The 18,641-nt window shown below is 38.9% G+C and carries 14 protein-coding genes; 9 read left to right on the top strand and 5 right to left on the bottom strand.

The window, feature by feature from the left end; genetic code table 11:
- Window positions 1-84 precede the first annotated feature (84 nt).
- The 4 genes from MTO68_RS04235 to MTO68_RS04250 form a co-directional block, all read right to left on the bottom strand.
- Complete coding sequence (locus MTO68_RS04235; RefSeq protein WP_244015167.1) at window positions 85-3,345, bottom strand: P-loop NTPase fold protein; 3,261 nt, start codon at window positions 3,343-3,345, stop codon at window positions 85-87.
- 208 nt (window positions 3,346-3,553) lie between these two features.
- The gene (locus MTO68_RS04240) at window positions 3,554-4,837 is read right to left on the bottom strand and encodes a ribonucleotide-diphosphate reductase subunit beta (RefSeq protein WP_004722861.1); all 1,284 of its coding nucleotides are present in this window, start codon (window positions 4,835-4,837) and stop codon (window positions 3,554-3,556) included.
- Between the two features lie 141 nt (window positions 4,838-4,978).
- On the bottom strand, window positions 4,979-5,110 hold the full coding sequence (locus MTO68_RS04245; RefSeq protein WP_004722859.1) for a preprotein translocase subunit YajC: 132 nt from the start codon (window positions 5,108-5,110) through the stop codon (window positions 4,979-4,981).
- A gap of 110 nt (window positions 5,111-5,220) precedes the next feature.
- A complete protein-coding gene (locus tag MTO68_RS04250) occupies window positions 5,221-8,091 on the bottom strand; it encodes a ribonucleoside-diphosphate reductase subunit alpha (protein ID WP_279578606.1) in 2,871 nt (956 codons plus the stop codon).
- A gap of 555 nt (window positions 8,092-8,646) precedes the next feature.
- Here MTO68_RS04250 and bfmR point away from each other — a divergent pair.
- From bfmR to MTO68_RS04270, 4 genes are all read left to right on the top strand, one after another.
- Entirely contained in the window at window positions 8,647-9,360 is a 714-nt protein-coding gene (gene bfmR / locus MTO68_RS04255; protein ID WP_004722855.1) for a response regulator transcription factor BfmR, read from the top strand.
- Between the two features lie 64 nt (window positions 9,361-9,424).
- Complete coding sequence (bfmS, locus tag MTO68_RS04260; protein ID WP_004722852.1) at window positions 9,425-11,053, top strand: sensor histidine kinase BfmS; 1,629 nt, start codon at window positions 9,425-9,427, stop codon at window positions 11,051-11,053.
- 233 nt (window positions 11,054-11,286) lie between these two features.
- Complete coding sequence (locus tag MTO68_RS04265; protein WP_244015171.1) at window positions 11,287-11,661, top strand: hypothetical protein; 375 nt, start codon at window positions 11,287-11,289, stop codon at window positions 11,659-11,661.
- 121 nt (window positions 11,662-11,782) lie between these two features.
- Window positions 11,783-12,112: a hypothetical protein gene (locus tag MTO68_RS04270; protein WP_244015173.1), complete on the top strand. Its 330-nt coding sequence runs from the start codon at window positions 11,783-11,785 to the stop codon at window positions 12,110-12,112.
- A 330-nt stretch (window positions 12,113-12,442) separates the two neighbouring features.
- On the opposite strand, the gene MTO68_RS04275 is transcribed toward MTO68_RS04270, so the two are convergent.
- Entirely contained in the window at window positions 12,443-12,793 is a 351-nt protein-coding gene (locus MTO68_RS04275) for a hypothetical protein (protein WP_004722847.1), read from the bottom strand.
- An 887-nt stretch (window positions 12,794-13,680) separates the two neighbouring features.
- Here MTO68_RS04275 and MTO68_RS04280 point away from each other — a divergent pair.
- The 5 genes from MTO68_RS04280 (at window position 13,681) to nuoF (ending at window position 18,640) form a co-directional block, all read left to right on the top strand.
- Window positions 13,681-14,229, top strand: coding sequence for an NADH-quinone oxidoreductase subunit A (locus MTO68_RS04280; RefSeq protein WP_004722844.1), 549 nt, complete (start codon window positions 13,681-13,683; stop codon window positions 14,227-14,229).
- 7 nt (window positions 14,230-14,236) lie between these two features.
- A complete protein-coding gene (locus MTO68_RS04285; RefSeq protein ID WP_004722842.1) occupies window positions 14,237-14,914 on the top strand; it encodes an NADH-quinone oxidoreductase subunit B in 678 nt (225 codons plus the stop codon).
- A gap of 86 nt (window positions 14,915-15,000) precedes the next feature.
- Entirely contained in the window at window positions 15,001-16,788 is a 1,788-nt protein-coding gene (gene nuoC / locus MTO68_RS04290; RefSeq protein ID WP_004722840.1) for an NADH-quinone oxidoreductase subunit C/D, read from the top strand.
- 14 nt (window positions 16,789-16,802) lie between these two features.
- On the top strand, window positions 16,803-17,312 hold the full coding sequence (gene nuoE, locus MTO68_RS04295) for an NADH-quinone oxidoreductase subunit NuoE (protein WP_004722839.1): 510 nt from the start codon (window positions 16,803-16,805) through the stop codon (window positions 17,310-17,312).
- Window positions 17,309-18,640, top strand: a complete 1,332-nt coding sequence (gene nuoF / locus MTO68_RS04300) for an NADH-quinone oxidoreductase subunit NuoF (RefSeq protein WP_004722838.1) — start codon at window positions 17,309-17,311, stop codon at window positions 18,638-18,640. Before nuoE ends, nuoF begins: the two co-directional genes overlap by 4 nt.
- Window position 18,641: the final 1 nt, after the last annotated feature.

Below are 18,641 nucleotides of genomic sequence, written 5' to 3' on the forward strand. Positions count from 1 at the left end.
TTTAGAAAGTGTCAACCTTATCTAGGACGGGACAGTTCCTCAAATAAAGGGCTTGGAAGTATGCTCTAAGCCCTTTATAAATTTTTATTTGTAGATGTCATAAAGTTGATTTAGTGCCTTTGTTTCTGGAGAATCTTCTTTAGACTTAAACTCTTCTATCTTGGCAATGATTCTTGAAATCAGACTTTCTGATTTATTCTCGGGTTTATTCGGATTTTTAGTAAGTAACCAATAAATCCGACTCCATTGATTGTTATCCAACCATAATTTGATTCTTTCAGCTACATATTCAGGAGGGATTAAAGATAAATCTTGGAAATATGGTTGTAGGCATTGGAAACCAGTCTCATCAATATGATCTTCAGATTGTTGGAAATATTCATTAAATATTTTGCTAAAACTGTCTTCTTTATCCAACAGGTATTCTGAAATTTTATTAAAGTGATTCCAAACCTCTTCCTGAGACTGATCTCCTTTAGAAATAATTTGTGAAAGCCATAAGAAAAAAGCTTCACTAAACTTGTAGTCAAGTTGAATTGAATAGTTGAAGAAATGACAGAGTTTTTTATCTGTGGTTAAGTCTTTCTCCCAAACTTCTTTAGAAATATTTTTGATGAGTTCAATGATTTTGTTCTGGGTTGATTCATCTCCATGTTCTAAAAGTAAACGTGAACATTCACTGTAAAGTTCAGGGTCATCTTTGTACTCTCCTTGGATATCAGCATTAAATCCACCCATTGAACATATTTTACTAATGATATTTGAGATCTGCTGAGTATTTTGAAGATGCGAGTCATATTCATCAATAAAGAGAGCAGTCTTAGATTTTGTGCCAAATAGTTGTTCATGCTCGCTTGACTTGATGATCTCAAGAGCTAGAAGATTTTCTTTATTCCGAGCAATTCTTGAAACCAGATTAAGCTTGTTGTATTTAGCTAAAAATTGAATAGTCTGTGAAATTTTTTCTTGAGAAGATATTTTCCAATAATTTTTTATATCCTGTCTTTCAAATTGTTTTTGCGTTTGAATTTCTTCAGTGAAGAGCAGGGCAACTAAATAATATAATGATGAATTATCTTTTGCCTGTTCCTGGGTTATTGTCTGTTTTAGCTGAGCATGGGTTCTTAATATTTCCTTTAAATTATCAAAAGAAAAATTAGAAAGAAGTGCAAAAGATAATTCATATAGTTCATCAATATCTTTAACTCTTTGATTATAAGGTGTACTAAATAGCTCAATCAACTTATTTACAACACCATCCCATTTCGTTTTGTTGCTTATATAAGGAATGGTATCTATGAGTAAATTTACATCCTCGATTTTTATTTGAGTCAAACTAGCTAAGGAATTAACGCTCCAAGAAGCAAATTCATTTAAGCTAGGAGTGATTTCAAAGAATTGAATATTGTGACTTCTAGTAAGAGCTAACCATTTTGTCCATTGCTCTTTGTTTAAAGATTGATAAGCCAATGTAGGGAAGGTACCACCTAAATTACCAACCGTATCAATTAATGCTCTCAATTCTGTTAATGGGTCAGAGTTTTTAATATCTTCAGGTTTTGCTATGACTTGAATACATAGTCTCTTAATACTAATCGTTAGCCATTCTATATCGGTGTCTTTTTTTCCTAAGAAAGAAATTAGAGTATTTAATGTTTCACCGTATTTCCAGGATTCATTCAACTCCCAATTGACAGCTTTTATTGTTTTCCATTGTTTTAAGATTGCTTCCATGTATTGAAACATTTGTTGATCATTGATAGTAAACTCAGAACATATATAATTTGTAAAATGATTTAATTTACCTGATACAAATGTACTATTTCTTTCAAGAAAAATCTCCCAATTTGTAGACCATGTAAGCCAAAATACTTTTGTGTGCTCATCAGCAAGATTTCGAAGATTGTTAGGAGATAATTCATCTAAAGTGCTTGATATAATTTCTTTTAATAAAAGCTCAGCACCTTTTTCTTTTTCAACACCAAACAATAAACCAGCCAATTCATACATTAATAATGTATCTTTGCTGAAAGATAACTTGTCAGTTTCATTTTCAACTAGAAAGTTTTTTAGCTCAGTTCCACTGTATTGCAGATGTAAAAAGGAATATAGCGCAATAGATTTAGTAGAGAATTTCTCTTTCCATCTATAGCCATTTACACCAACTTGATTCACCCAAGCCCGCATTTTTCTAGGTGTAGGCGTGCTATCCTTTATAGCAACGATCCTACTATATTCACTTAATAATATATCTTTGCTATCTTGAGACCAACCTATTAATGATTGATCAATGCTTTGGCGACAATACCCAAGCCAATTAGATGTAATTGGTTGAGGTACCTCAACACGTACTTGGAAGCATTTGTCTAAAAAGGATGTTGCTGTTTCTGCTTTATCTTTATCCCAGATTGCTGAGAAGCCATCTCTATCATACGGCACAATAAACCATATTTTGTTTTGCGGTGTATTATCCTCTGTATTTGATAGAGAACGGTTTTGGAAAAAAGTTTGAAGTGTTGACCAGATACTTTTTGCTTGGTCTGCATCGACACGATCCAAGTTATCTATAACAATAAGGGCTTTGGTGTAGTTTTCTGATTTAAAAGAAATTTCTAAAATTTGTTGAAAGTAATTTTGAAACTCTATTGATGTCCTTTCGCCTTGCTCGGAAATATCTTGGGTGTAGTTTTCAGTTGATTCCGTTCTAAAGAAATCCCAATTTCTTTGATTTGTAAGAGGATCAATATCTCCTTTTTTAGACCAATATAGAAGTACCCATACTGGACTAAATAAGAAAATTAAAGATAAAGGGAAAAAGATTAAGAAAGTCCAATAAATTGGATTTGCAGAGTCAAAACTTAATTTATCAAAATTTAGCTTATTAAAAAATGCAATCCCTGCCGGTACTGCAAATGCGCAAACAGATAATAATTTACCTAATCTAGAAGCGGATTTTTTCGCACTAACCTCTACTGTTTTCTTTCTGCCATTTAATTGTTTTTGTAATTCTTGTAGCTCACTGTTTTTTGCTTCTGGGTCAATTGTTTGAATAAGGCTTTCTAAAAAAATTCTTCTAAGGGGATCATCTTCATGAGCCCAAGCATCAAATAGAAAAAATAAAGTAGCTTCGTCGTGCACAATTAAATTTTGACGAAACATATTTATAACAGTTGATTTTCCTGCACCCCAAGAGCCTTCTAAACCAATAGTTATATTTCCACTAGAAGACTTAATAACTTGGTGTAATGTTGCTGCTGAATGTTGATGTGTCTTGTGCTCAAATAAATCTTCAATAGCCGCATCATCATTTAAAATTTTGAATTCGAAAGTTTGCGCTTCTTGCACGTTTAATTATCCTCTGTATTTCATTATTAACATTAATCTAAAATTCGTATAAAAAAGTTTTGCTTGGATGAATGTAATTTGTCGTCTTGTAAAAGAAACCGCCAATTTATGGCGGTTTCTTTATCAATGACAACTTATGTGTCGCTCAATGACATTTTATGTGTCGTAAATGACAACTTATGTGTCGCGTGACGTGAGGTTGGACACCTTACCAGCTCAACGCACCACCAGTTTGATAATCAGTTACACGCGTTTCAAAGAAGTTCTTCTCTTTACGCAAGTCCATCATTTCAGACATCCACTGGAATGGGTTATTTACACCAGCAAACTGTTCAGGTAAACCTAACTGTGCCAAACGACGGTTACAGATGAATTTCAAATATTCTTCCATCATCGCTGCGTTCATACCCAATACACCACGTGGCATTGTGTCACGCGCATATTCGATTTCAAGCATAGTACCTTCAAGAATCATCTGAATGATTTCTTCTTGGAATTCAGCAGTCCACAAGTTTGGATTTTCGATCTTGATTTGGTTAATCATGTCGATACCAAAGTTCAAGTGCATAGACTCATCACGTAAGATGTACTGGAATTGCTCAGCAACACCATTCATCTTGTTACGACGACCCATAGACAAGATCTGGCTGAAACCACAATAGAAGAAGATCCCTTCAAGTACGCAATAGAATGCAATCAAGTTACGCAATAAGATTTGATCGTTTTCAGGTGTACCTGTTTGGAAGGTTGGATCACATAAAGACTGAGTATATTTCAAGCCCCAAGCAGCTTTACGAGCAACTGACGGAACTTCACGGTACATATTGAAGACTTCGCCTTCATCCATACCTAAAGATTCGATACAGTATTGGTAAGCATGTGTGTGAATTGCTTCTTCAAATGCTTGACGCAAGATGTATTGACGGCATTCAGGGTTGGTGATGTGACGGTAAATTGCCAACACCAAGTTATTTGCAACCAAAGAATCCGCAGTAGAGAAGAAACCTAATGAACGCATCACGATGGTACGCTCATCTTCGGTTAAGCCATTTTCAGACTTCCAAAGTGCGATATCGTGGTTCATGTTGACTTCTTGTGGCATCCAGTGGTTTGCACACCCGTCTAGATACTTTTGCCAAGCCCATTCGTATTTGAACGGTACAAGTTGGTTTAAGTCAGCGCGACAGTTGATCATGGCTTTATCATCAACTTGTACACGTTGCGCACCCATTTCAAGCTCTTCTAAGCCAGGTGCAACATCTAACTTTTCTAAGGCGTGAGATGCTCTTGCCAACGAATCGGTTGGATTTGTTGATCTTGCTGTATAGGTTCCAGCGGATTGTGTAGTTGCCACATTCTGCGATGACTGCTTTGTATCAGATACCACTTGCGAATCAGTCGTTTTTTTCTGTTCGACGGGCGCAGGCTGGTGAGCTTGTGCAGCTTGTTTCTGTTCATCATCTTCAAAATCGTCCCAACTTAGGATAGACATCGTTGTTCTCTCTTCGTTGTTAATATCTATGTTCGACATCTCACAATGGAAGATGTCACTACTATACGCTTATTCTGTGCAAGCAAAATTAAGTTTTGCCGATAGTTGTTTTGTTCTTGTTCGAAAGAACAGATATCCACACTACTTATTTTGCTTACGCTTTTGCTGCTTACGGATCGCAAAGAATGCATAGACCGCAGGCACGTAAAAAACTAAAAAGGCTAAGATCAGCACGATTACGCCTAACTCATAGTTATGACTTAAATGGAACATTTCTTCGCCTTTTATAATTTCAGATTTTTTGAATCCCCCCTTGCGGAACTCATCGTTCCTCATCTTTTAAAAGGGGGACTTTATTCCCCTTGAGGATTGGGGAGGATTACTTACTGACAAGCTTCACAATCTGGATTGTCGATTGAACATGCTTGTGGTACTGGTGCTGCTTGAGCGAAACCATCTTCTTCAGCAGGTGCTTCAGGTTTAGTTTCTTGAGCAACCGCAGCCACTGGTGCAGCAACAGTTGTTGCTTTTACTGCGTTTAAAGCACCCGTGTTAATGGTTGATTTTTCCGCAGAGGTTGCTCCTAATGCACGGAGGTAATAAGTGGTTTTAAGACCACGTAACCAAGCCATCTTATAAGTGATGTCTAGTTTCTTACCATTTGCACCAGCGATATAAAGGTTCAATGACTGTGCTTGGTCGATCCATTTTTGACGACGTGATGCAGCATCTACGATCCAACGTGTATCTACTTCAAATGCTGTCGCAAAAATTGCTTTTAACTCTTCAGGGATACGTGCAATTTTTTGTACTGAACCCTCGAAGTGTTTCAAGTCGTTAACCATCACAGAGTCCCAAAGACCACGATCTTTTAACGCACGTACCAAGTACGGGTTGATCACTGTAAATTCACCAGAAAGGTTAGATTTTACATAAAGGTTTTGGAACGTCGGTTCGATAGATTGTGAAACGCCACAAATATTTGAAATGGTTGCTGTAGGTGCAATCGCCATCACATTTGAGTTACGCATACCGTCTTTTTGAACTTTAGTACGTAATGTATCCCAGTCCAAACGTTGAGTACGGTCAACTTCAAACATACGCTCTGGACGTGATTTTGCAACGATATCTAAAGAGTCGATTGGCAAGATACCTTGATCCCACAATGAACCTTTAAATGTTGAATACACACCACGTTCAACAGCAAGGTCGCTTGATGTTTGAATCGCGTAGTAGCTGATCACTTCCATTGATTCATCAGCAAAATCTACCGCTGCATCAGAACCATAACCCATACCCAATTCATATAAAGCATCTTGGAAGCCCATGATACCCATACCGACAGGGCGGTGTTTCATATTTGAATTACGTGCTTGTTCAACTGCGTAGTAGTTGATGTCAATCACGTTGTCGAGCATACGAACAGCAGTTTTAACTGTACGCGCTAATTTTTCACGGTCTAATGCGCCACCTTGAACGTGTTGTACAAGGTTGATCGAACCTAAGTTACATACTGCGATTTCATCTTTATTGGTATTTAAAGTGATTTCAGTACATAAGTTAGATGAATGCACTACACCTACGTGTTGTTGTGGTGAGCGTAAGTTACATACGTCTTTGAATGTGATCCAAGGATGACCTGTTTCAAACAACATTGATAACATTTTGCGCCATAAGTCTTTCGCACGGATTTTCTTATGCAGCATGTTGTTTTCTTTTGCAATGCCTTCGTAGTAAGCATAGCGTTCAGCAAATTCACCGCCAGTTAAATCATGCAAATCAGGTGTTTCAGATGGCGTGAACAATGTCCATTCAGCATCTTCAATCACACGTTGCATAAACAAATCTGGAACCCAGTTTGCCGTGTTCATGTCGTGGGTACGACGACGGTCATCACCAGTGTTTTTACGAAGCTCTAGGAATTCTTCAATGTCCAAGTGCCAAGTTTCAAGGTATGCACATACAGCACCTTTACGTTTTCCACCTTGGTTTACTGCAACCGCAGTATCGTTGGCAACTTTAAGGAAAGGTACAACACCTTGTGATTTACCGTTGGTACCTTTGATATATGAGTTCAAGGCACGTACTGGGGTCCAGTCATTACCTAAACCACCTGCCCATTTAGAAAGTAGGGCATTGTCACGCATCGCACCATAGATGTCATAAAGATCATCTTGAATGGTGGTTAAGTAACAGCTCGACAATTGTGGACGTAACGTACCTGAGTTAAACAGTGTCGGTGTAGACGCCATATAATCGAAGCTAGACAATAAGTCATAGAATTCGATTGCACGGTCTTCACGCTGTTCTTCATTTAATGCAAGTCCCATTGAAACACGCATAAAGAACAATTGCGGAAGTTCGAAACGTATATCATTTGAATGAATGAAGTAACGGTCAAATAACGTCTGTAAACCTAAATAGGTAAATTGGTTTGAGCGTTCTGGTTTGATCGCAGCTGCCAATTTTGCAAGGTCAAAGTTTAAAAGCTCAGGAGAGAGAAGCTCAAGCTCGATACCTTTGTTTAAATAAGTTTCGAGCGCATCGCCTTCGATGGTATCTGTCGCTAAACCTAAGAATTTTAAACCTGTCGCAACCAAGTCATCACGTAATAGACGTGCAGTTACATAAGTATAGTTTGGTTCTTGTTCGATACGGGTACGTGTTGCCATCATCATCGTGGTTGAGATGTCTGACTGTTTTACACCGTTATATAAGTTTTTAACTGTTTCATCGACAATGGCTTGAACATTGATACCTTCTAAGCCTTCACTTGCTTTTTCAATCGTGGCTTGAAGTTTACCCAAATCTAGAGGCTGAAGCTGACCGTTCGCATCTGTGATTTGTAAGGTTGGGTGATGATGAGCACCAGTTTGTTTACGTGCATCAGAACGTTGTTCACGATAGATCACATATGCACGTGCAACTTTTTGTTCGCCTGTACGCATAAGCGCCAATTCAACTTGGTCTTGAATTTCTTCAATGTGAATTGTTCCGCCAGAAGGTAAACGACGATTAAAAGTATTCATCACCATCTCTGTGAGCTGAGTGATGCGATCATGAATACGGCTTGAATCTGCACTTTGTTGACCTTCTACAGCCAAAAAAGCTTTACCAATTGCTACAGAGATTTTATCTGCATCAAAAGCGGCAACATCACCAGTGCGTTTAATCACTTGTAGTTGACCAGGGGTTGTAATGGCGTTCATTGTCAGCGTAGCTCCATTGTCATCATTGTTATGTTTATGGACCATTTGAATCGGACAAACTGCAAAATTTGTTGTCACGATGTTTGAGGACTAAACACAATACTTAGTGGTTTAATTTAATTTAGAACACAAGATACGGTAATTTTAAGGGTAGATCAATATTGACATTTCAAGAATATTTTATCCCTGAAAAGTAAATTTTTATTTGCATCTTTTTACCTCAAAGCGTCATTTTTGTTATATGCCTTATGAGACAAGCACATAGCATAGCAAAGACTCCGCAGAGTGCTTATAGATAAGTGTGTGGATAACTCAAAAAACGATAAACTGATGAGACAGAATATGAACAATGAAATATTTTGTATAAAAATTAGTCCAGCTATTGATTGTCTTGAAGAAATTTAAAAATGATGTGTATTGATTTTATAAAACTGCCTACAATTCAATAGTTAATAAAAATATAACAAATTGATACGCTCATGTATCAGTTTGGTGAATGAGGTCTTGTTTACATTGTAAACGTGTGTATATTGCAAAACATAGTGTGTTGAATCTGCGAGATTTGTAGCAGACTCCAAAATCAAATATAGGGGCAAATAGATGAGCCAAGAAGAAAAGTTACCAAAGATTCTGATTGTTGAAGATGACGAGCGCCTAGCTCGCTTAACTCAGGAATACTTAATTCGCAATGGATTGGAAGTTGGGGTAGAGCCAGATGGTAACCGTGCGATTCGCCGCATCATTGCTGAACAACCAGACTTGGTTGTGTTGGATGTGATGTTGCCGGGTGCAGATGGTTTAACCGTTTGTCGTGAAGTTCGTCCACATTATCATCAACCGATTTTGATGTTGACTGCACGTACTGAAGATATGGACCAAGTTCTTGGTTTAGAAATGGGTGCGGACGACTATGTTGCTAAACCTGTTCAACCGCGTGTATTGCTTGCACGTATTCGTGCATTATTACGTCGTACAGACAAAGCGCCTGAAGATGAAGTTGCACAACGTATTGAATTTGACGATCTTGTGATCGACAATGGCGGTCGTTCAGTGACACTTAATGGTGAGTTGGTTGATTTCACCAGTGCTGAATATGATCTACTTTGGTTATTGGCATCGAATGCAGGCCGTATCTTGTCGCGTGAAGACATCTTTGAACGTCTCCGTGGTATTGAATATGATGGTCAAGACCGTTCGATTGATGTACGTATTTCACGTATTCGTCCAAAAATTGGTGATGATCCTGAAAATCCGAAACGTATTAAAACTGTACGTAGTAAAGGTTATTTGTTTGTTAAAGAGACTGGTCTATAAACGATGGGTCAGTCATCTAAGATGCTTGTCCATCACAGGACAGGCATAAAGAAGGTTAGTTTGCGTGTCTAAACACAGTATATTTTTGCGCATCTATGCAGGATTAGTCATTCTTGTTGTGTTGGTTGCCTTGTTTGGATATTTACTTGTCCAAATAATTAATTATCAACGTGCGCAGGAATATCGTGAGTCTCTCACAGATGGAATTTCATTTGTGATCAGTGAAGGTGTGGCACGTCAGCAAACTGAACAGCAGCGCCTAGATTGGATTTCAGATGCATCTGATCTATTAGAACTTCCCATTTATTATCTCGAAGCACGCAAAGTTGACTTATCTCGTACTGAAGAAAAACGTATAGAAAGTCAAAAAGCGGTGGTGCGTTATGATGCGGAACAAGGGATTGCCTATCTGGTGATAGGGATCAGAAATGACCCTAAACACTATTTATATATCAAAGTCGATCAAATTGGCGAACGCCAAATGAAGGCACTTCCGGTATTTATTCTGGATTATTTGGTCTATTATCCCGGTCAAGAACAAGAATATCTTAAGAAAATTCAACAACATTTCTCTTATCATGTTGGTGTAGAAAAGATTTCTCAGCTCAATCTCGATTCAGAGCAAATTGGTCGTTTAAGGTCAGATCAAAGTGTGATTTTATGGCGTGACAGTGCAACTGTACGTGGTACCACCATTTCGATTGTTTCACCCTTACCAAACTCACCTACAGATGTGCTGGTGCTTGGCCCCGTTCCAATGTTTAACTGGATGCCCGTCAAATTGGCAGCAGGAATTACATTGCTGAGTATGTTCTTACTCTGTTTGGGTGTGTATGGCTTGATTGTGCCGATGCAACGTAAGTTGAAACAGGTGAATGAAGCTTTAGATGTGATGAGAACAGGGGATATGTCGCAACGTGTACCTGTTGAGGGTTATGACGAGATGGCCAGTCTGGCAACCAGTTATAACAGCATGTCTGATCATATACAGCGTTTGATTGAAGCACAGCGTGAGTTAATGCGTGCGGTATCACATGAGTTACGTACACCTGTGGCGCGAATCCGTTTTGGTATGGAAATGCTGGCAGATGAAGATGACCATGAATATCGTTTGCAACAAGTTGAGATGATTGATAAAGACATCGAAGCGTTAAATACGCTGATTGATGAAATCATGACTTATGCGAAATTAGAGCAAGGTACACCTTCATTAGATTTTGAAAAAATTGTATTGATTGATGTATTAAAGCAAGTTGCGGTAGAAACTGAAGCATTAAAAACCCAAAAGATTATCCACCTCAACCCACTTTCATCTGATGTCATTGTCGATGCAGAACGTCGTTATTTACATCGTGTTGTACAAAACTTAGTAGGAAATGCAATACGTTACTGTGATCATCAGGTCAATATTAGTGGTGGCGTCAATCACCAGACCAATATGGCTTATGTCTGTGTAGAAGATGATGGCCCTGGAATTCCAGAGGAAGACCGTAAACGTGTATTTGAGGCATTTGCACGTTTAGATGATAGCCGTACCCGTGCTTCGGGTGGTTATGGTTTAGGACTTTCAATTGTTAGTCGTATTGCGTATTGGTTTGGCGGGACGATTGAAGTCGATCAAAGCTCAGATTTGGGTGGTGCAAGATTTACCATGTCTTGGCCTGTAGAGCGTTTTAAAAAGAAAAAAGCTTAACTGTTAAATCATGCTGTTAAATATTATCAATTAAGCGCTATTTGACTAGGTTTATCAGTCATCTTTAAAATCATTATTTAAGATAAAACCACCCTCATCCTAACCTTCTCCCAACGGGAGAAGGGACGTTCAATACAAAAATTCACTCAAAAATGTTGGATGCCTTTTGATCTATATTTTCAGAAGATTGGAATTACTCCATCCACGGCAATGCGAAAAGTTGGGAACAGAAAATGACAAATGAAAATATTTTTCTAAGAGAATTTCCAATATATAAAGAATCAATGATAAAAATATTGACGCTTATGATTTCTGATGACTATGAAGAATTGGTAAAAAATAAACTGGCCTATCCATCAACGGCAAATGAATATAGAGTTGCTGTAAATGAATTTGCGCATTTAAGTGGATTTGTGCAAATGACACAAATCCCTGACGATGTATTGGAGGATACAGAGGTTTTTTCTCTCAAAGGAGATCGTGTTAATAAAAATACAATTGATGTCCAATTATGGTTTGATGGTTCTAAATCAGATTTATATGCTGTTTTTTGTGCACCAATAAATGCAGGTAAACTATTACATTTGTATGATATTCGCGTTATGTAAAAATAACGATATCTATCGGAACATCAAAACGTACTCTTTATTGACCTTCTAAGCATAATTACGCAGACCAAACTGAATAGCTTGAGCATTGATGTTGATAATATTCATTAAGGAAATTTGAATGGTGAACGCTAATTTTGATATTACTATTGATCATGCATTTAATGGGAATGGGCATCCTGCATTTATAATAAAAATTGCCAAGCAATTTATTGAAATTAATATTTATATTTCAATTGACCAAGTGGAAGAATTGAAAAAAATAACAACAGATTCTGTTACTTATATAAAGGCAGGAGAATCTGCCAACAGCCCAGTTCATTGGAAAAAAGGTGATGATGGCGAGATTTATATTTTGATCGGGGAGGATTGTGAATCTTGGGATATCGTATTAACCATCAGCATTGATTTAATTGCAGAAATTATCACAGGTATTAATGATCTTGTATAAATCGAGTTTTTCAGAAGATTTTGAAGTCACTACGAATGATCAAGGTTTATTTTTGTGTCTTAGATTTCAAAGGCCATTGGCAGTGTTGGTCGATACTGCCGCCAGTGAACTGATCCATGTCATCAACTTAGTACGCGATACTGGGTTCGACAAAGTCATCAGCTTTGAGCACGATGCCATGGGGCAGCGATCCTTGGGCTTCGTGTAGTATGAAATACTAGATGAATAAGAACAATGCTATTGTGGACTGAAGGCTTAGTTTCAAATAAAAAACCACCGAAAATTTTCGGTGGTTTTTTATTTCTGAGTGTTGCTTACTTAGTCTAGATCTTATTGTTGAAGCGTCGCATCAGGCGCAATGATTGGCTTGCTGTCTCGCAATGCTTGTAATGCATCATGATTAAAGTCAATCAATAAGCTATTTTGTTCAGCGTCAATTTTATAACTGCTAATGATTTTTTGGTCACCTTGAATGGTATCAATACGATATTCATCCGCGATATTTAAAATCCCTTCTAGATTTGTCGTGGTTGCGGCAAGATCTTGGCGGAAAAGCTCATAAACATCTCTTAGATCAAAAATTGCATTTTGTGCATCAGCGTGTTTTTTGACGTAATTTTCAATATGACGAATCAGTAATTGTGCAAATAAAAAATAGTTTGGCTTGCTGCTGAATTCCATCTTGTTTTACCCCTAAATTATTGATTTAAAGTTGTTCATATTGAATAGCATATACATAAAAGTAGTTCAATGTGTATAGGCTCTGTAGACAATTCGTCTAAGTTTGCGACAATGAACACCTTTTACTGCAATTGGGTGTTAAATATACAATTTGCTGATTTAAGTGGCGATAAGTTACTCATCTTTCAAACGGCTTTAGTTTAGGTGAGCTTGGCTGTGGTATGTGCGAAAAATGACATCATTGACAGTGCTGACTATTTTTGAAAATTTAAATCAGAAAATCATAGGAGGACACAAGGTAGGTCAAAAGTAGGCATTGAACATTTGGCGCTGGATGGTTTAAAGCGGGTTATTTCATTGAAATAAGTTGGTTTTGATAATAGTAAAGTATAAAAAATTATAAATAACTTTGTAATATTTAAAAATTATCACAATAAGATAATTTTTATCACTTGATTGATCTAATGTGACTATTTTACCACATAGAATGTAACAAAATATTTTAGATGGTAAATCCTTATATTTGTAGAAATTAGCCAATTAAATCGCAGAAAAGCATGGATAAATCGAAGCTTTTACTTGGACTGAATCGGATTAAGCTACTGATTTGTCATTTTTAATTCATGATTAAAAAATAAACTTCGGAAAAACTAATAAGAATAGGGATAGAAATTTGATAAAACGATAAGTCAGCGCTGTATCGCTGTGAATCAGGAAAAATTATGGCTTTTGTCTAAAAAATCATCCGAAAGACTTAGAGCTATTAACTAGCAACAGATGACATCAATCGGGTACAATTGACCAGATTTATTTTGTGTTTGGTGTATTTGCAAGGCCAATACATACATTCTTTGTTAAATAATAGGCCTGCCAGGAGTTATCCCCGCATGAGTGCCATTACTCCATACGATTGGGCAATCATTGCCTTCGTGATCGGCGTGACATTTTTATGTGTCTTTATGCTCACCGTTCCTTTGCTCCTTGGGGGTAAATCATGGGGACGTGCGAAGCAAGAGCAATTTGAATCAGGTGTGGTTAGTGCTGGTGGTGCACGTATCCGCTTGTCTGCGAAATTCTACCTTGTTGCAATCTTCTTTGTTGTATTCGATTTGGAAGCCCTCTATTTATATGCATGGGCGACATCTGTACGTGAAGTAGGTTGGGTTGGGTTTTCAGCTGCAGCTGTATTTATTTTAGTTTTACTCGTTGGTTTGATTTATGAATTATCTACAGGTGCATTGAACTGGTCACCTTCAGATAAACGTAAAATCGCAGGGATTAAACCTAAAATTGGTTCACCAAATATGGACCTTGCAGAAATTACTCGCTTCAATTCAATTGAAGAGTTGGTGATGGATCCTACTGGAACTATTCCAGCTCAATCTTCTGGTCGTGTGAAAGATAAAACACCGACCATGTCTCTGAACAAGGAGTAACTCGGGAATGAAATATACTTTAACCCGTGCGAATCCAGAAGCTGAACAATATCCGCTTCAAGATCGTCAAATTGTGACAGATCCACTTGAAGAAGAAGTGAATAAAAATGTGTTCATGACTCGCTTAGAGGATGTGGTACACACAGCTGTAAACTGGGGCCGTAAAAACTCAATATGGCCTTTTAACTTTGGTACATCTTGCTGCTACGTTGAATATGCAACCACGTTAACCGGTGTGCATGACTTGTCGCGCTTTGGTGCCGAGGTTATTCGTGCTTCGCCACGTCAGGCAGATTTGATGATCGTTGCAGGGACTTGCTTTGTTAAAATGGCACCTGTAATTCAACGTTTGTATGAACAAATGCTTGAGCCTAAATGGGTGATTTCAATGGGTGCTTGTGCAAACTCTGGTGGTATGTACGACATCTATTCTGTTGTACAAGGTGTGGATAAAATCATTCCTGTTGACGTGTACGTTCCAGGTTGCCCACCACGTCCAGAAGCATTGATTCAAGCCTTGATGTTATTGCAAGACCAAATTCAATTAGAACGTCGTCCGCTCTCTGCGGTAATCGGTGATGATCTTCAGCCAGTGTATAAGCCAAAGATGATGCCAGAACGCGACCGTAAGAACGCTGAACGTATTGCAGTGAAAAACTTACGCTCTATGGATGAAATTGAGTAATTTTTTCTGATGAGTATTTGACATATCTGATGGATATGGTCATCAGGGAATTTGACAGAATTTGTATTAAATAGGAAGCCAAGCCAATGGCTGAAACTGAAATTGCTATGCCAGAATCGACTCCAGTTGATTCCCGCCCAGCATTTGCAATTGTAGAAGATCTCAAAGCCAAATTTGGCGAGAACTTTTACGTGCAACCGACGTTTGAAGATTTTCCGACGGTCTGGGTTGAGCGCGCACGTGTACAAGAAGTTCTAATGTACTTGCGTACAGTACCACGTCCTTATGTGATGCTGTTTGACTTATCTGCGGTCGATGAACGTTTGCGTAACAACCGTGATGGTTTACCTGCATCTGATTTCACAGTGTTCTATCACTTACTTTCATTAGAACGTAATAGTGATATTCGTATCAAAGTGGCGTTGAGTGAGAACGATATTAATGTTCCAACAGCGACCAATATTTGGCCAAATGCCAATTGGTACGAACGTGAAGCTTACGATATGTTTGGGATCAATTTCGAAGGGCATCCAATGCTTCGTCGTATCTTGTTGCCAACTTATTGGGAAGGTCATCCACTACGTAAAGAATATTCTGCACGTGCGACTGAATATACACCGTACATGCAAGACAAGGCTAAACAAGATTTCGAACAAGAACATCTTCGTTTTGTTCCAGAAGATTGGGGTCTAACACGCGGTAACGCCGATGAAGACTTTATGTTCTTGAACTTAGGACCTAACCATCCATCTGCGCATGGTGCATTCCGTGTAATTTTGCAGCTTGATGGCGAAGAAGTGAAAGATTGTGTGCCTGATATTGGCTATCACCACCGTGGTGTGGAAAAGATGGCTGAACGTCAAACTTGGCATTCATTTATTCCATATACAGACCGTGTTGACTACTTAGGTGGTTGTGCGCAAAACATGCCTTATGTCATGGGTGTGGAGCAACTTGCAGGGATTACCGTTCCTGATCGTGCACAATGTATCCGTGTTATGATGTCTGAATTATTCCGTATCAATAACCACTTGTTGTATATCGGTACTGCGATTCAGGATGCCGGTGGTATGACACCAGTATTCTATATGTTTGCGGATCGTCAAAAAATCTATGACGCAATTGAAGCGATCACAGGTTTCCGTATGCACCCAGCATGGTTCCGTATCGGCGGGACAGCACATGACCTTCCAAACAACTGGCAAAAACTGATTCGTGAAATTCTCGAATGGATGCCAAAACGTTTGAAGGAATATCATACTGCTGCATTGAAAAACTCAGTATTTGTGGGTCGTACCCGTAATGTTGCGCAATACGATGCTAAATCGGCATTGGCTTGGGGTGTAACAGGTACAGGTTTACGCGCGACAGGTATTGATTTTGATGTTCGTAAATATCGTCCATACAGTGGTTATGAAAATTACGACTTTGAAGTGCCGTTAGAGTATGAAGGCGATGCTTACGCGCGTGTGATGGTTCACTATCGCGAAATCGAAGAGTCGTTAAAAATCGTCAAACAGTGTTTGGATAATATGCCTTCTGGTCCTTATAAAGCGGATCATCCATTGGCAGTTCCACCACCAAAAGATAAGACTTTACAAGATATTGAAACTTTGATTACGCACTTCTTGAGCGTGTCATGGGGTCCTGTAATGCCAGCTGGTGAAGCCTCTGTAATGGCAGAAGTGGTGAAAGGTGCGTCTAACTATTACTTGACTTCAGATAAGTCAACCATGAGTTACCGTACCCGTATTCGTACACCTACTTTCACCCACTTGCAGCAAATTCCTTCCGTGATTAACGGCAGTCTTGTATCTGACTTGATCATTTATTTAGCGACAATTGACGTCGTTATGGCTGACGTGGATCGCTAAGGGGTAAAAGCATTATGATGATTTTGACTGATAAAAAGCCACGTGTGAATGTTGAAGGGATTCTGACCAGCGAAGAAATCCATGAAATTGAACATCACATGGGTCACTACCCATACCCACGCGCAGCGTCTTTGGATGCTTTAAAGTGTGTACAACGCCGTAATGGTTGGGTGGATGACGCGCAGTTACATGCAATTGCTCAATTATTGACAATTACAACTGCGGATTTAGAAGGTGTTGCAACATTCTATAACCGTATATACCGTCAGCCTGTAGGTCGTCACGTAATTTTATTATGTGATTCGATTGCATGTTTCTTGATGGGTGCGGAAACTTTAGCAGAAGCTTTCCAACGTGAACTGGGTATCCAATTTGGTCAAACGACAGCTGATGGTCGTTTTACTTTATTGCCGATCTGCTGTTTAGGGAACTGTGACAAAGGTCCAACCCTGATGATTGATGAAGATACACACGGTTTGGTTGAAGTGACTTCTGTGAAACAGTTATTGGAGAAGTATGTATGAATACCGAACCAAGACCAATTTATGGCGAAGGAAACCCTGAAACTCACCCATTAACATGGCGTTTGAGTAAACAGGAATTTGTTCGTAGTGCTGATGACTATGAAGCTTTAGAAGGCTATGCAGGCTTTAAAAAAGCGCTTTCTATGCCACCTAAAGACGTTCTTGAAGTCATCAAAGCAGCGACTGTAAAAGGTCGTGGTGGTGCAGGTTTCCCAGCAGGGATTAAATGGTCATTGATGGCACCCAATGATGGTGGTCCTCGTTACCTAATCTGTAATGCCGATGAAATGGAACCGGGAACATTCAAAGACCGTTTGTTGATGGAAAAACTTCCTCATCAATTGATCGAAGGGATGTTGATTGCAGGTTATACCCTCGAAGCAACTCAGGGTTATATCTTCATTCGCGGTGAATACATTGAAGCTGCACAATACTTAAATGAAGCTTTAGAACAAGTGCGAGCTAAAGGTTATTTAGGTGACAACATCTTAGGCACAGGTTGGAACTTTGACCTGCATGTGCATACTGGTGCGGGGCGTTATATTTGTGGTGAAGAAACTGCATTGATTAACTCACTCGAAGGTCGTCGTGCAAACCCACGTACTAAGCCTCCATTCCCGCAAGTTGCAGGTGCATGGGGCCGTCCGACCATCGTAAACAACGTAGAAACCTATAACAACTTACCAGCAATTATGTTGCGTGGGCCTGAGTGGTATATCGGTTTGTCTGCGGGTAAATCTAAAGATCCAGGCACTAAAATTTATGGTGCATCAGGTAAAGTGACTTTCCCTGGTCTTTGGGAATTACCGTTTGGTACGACTGCACGTGAAGTGATTGAAGACTATGCTGGCGGTATGCGCGATGGTCTTAAACTGAAAGCATGGTTACCGGGTGGGGCATCGACTGACTTCTTGGCTGCTGAACACATTGATCTTCCAATGGATTCAGAAAGCATTATGAAAGCAGGTTCTCGTCTAGGTACATGTTTGTTAATGGTCGTTGATGAAACCCAGTGTATGGTTTCTGCAACGCGTAACTTAGAAGAATTCTTTGCACGTGAATCATGTGGATTCTGTACGCCATGCCGTGATGGTTTACCTTGGGCGGTCAAAGCACTTGTCGCAATTGAGAAAGGTGAAGGGAAGATGGAAGACATTCAACATCTTCAAGAACTGACTCGCAAGTTGTGGATTGGTAAAACATTCTGTGCTCACGCACCAGGTGCGATGGAACCATTGATGGGTGCACTCAAATATTTCCGTAGCGAGTTTGAAGCTAAAGTGACAGATCGTCCTGTAGCCCAAGCCAGCCACGTAGAACAAGTTTAAG

The organism is Acinetobacter sp. NyZ410, assembly GCF_022828975.1.
GTDB classification, from domain to species: Bacteria; Pseudomonadota; Gammaproteobacteria; order Pseudomonadales; family Moraxellaceae; genus Acinetobacter; species Acinetobacter guillouiae.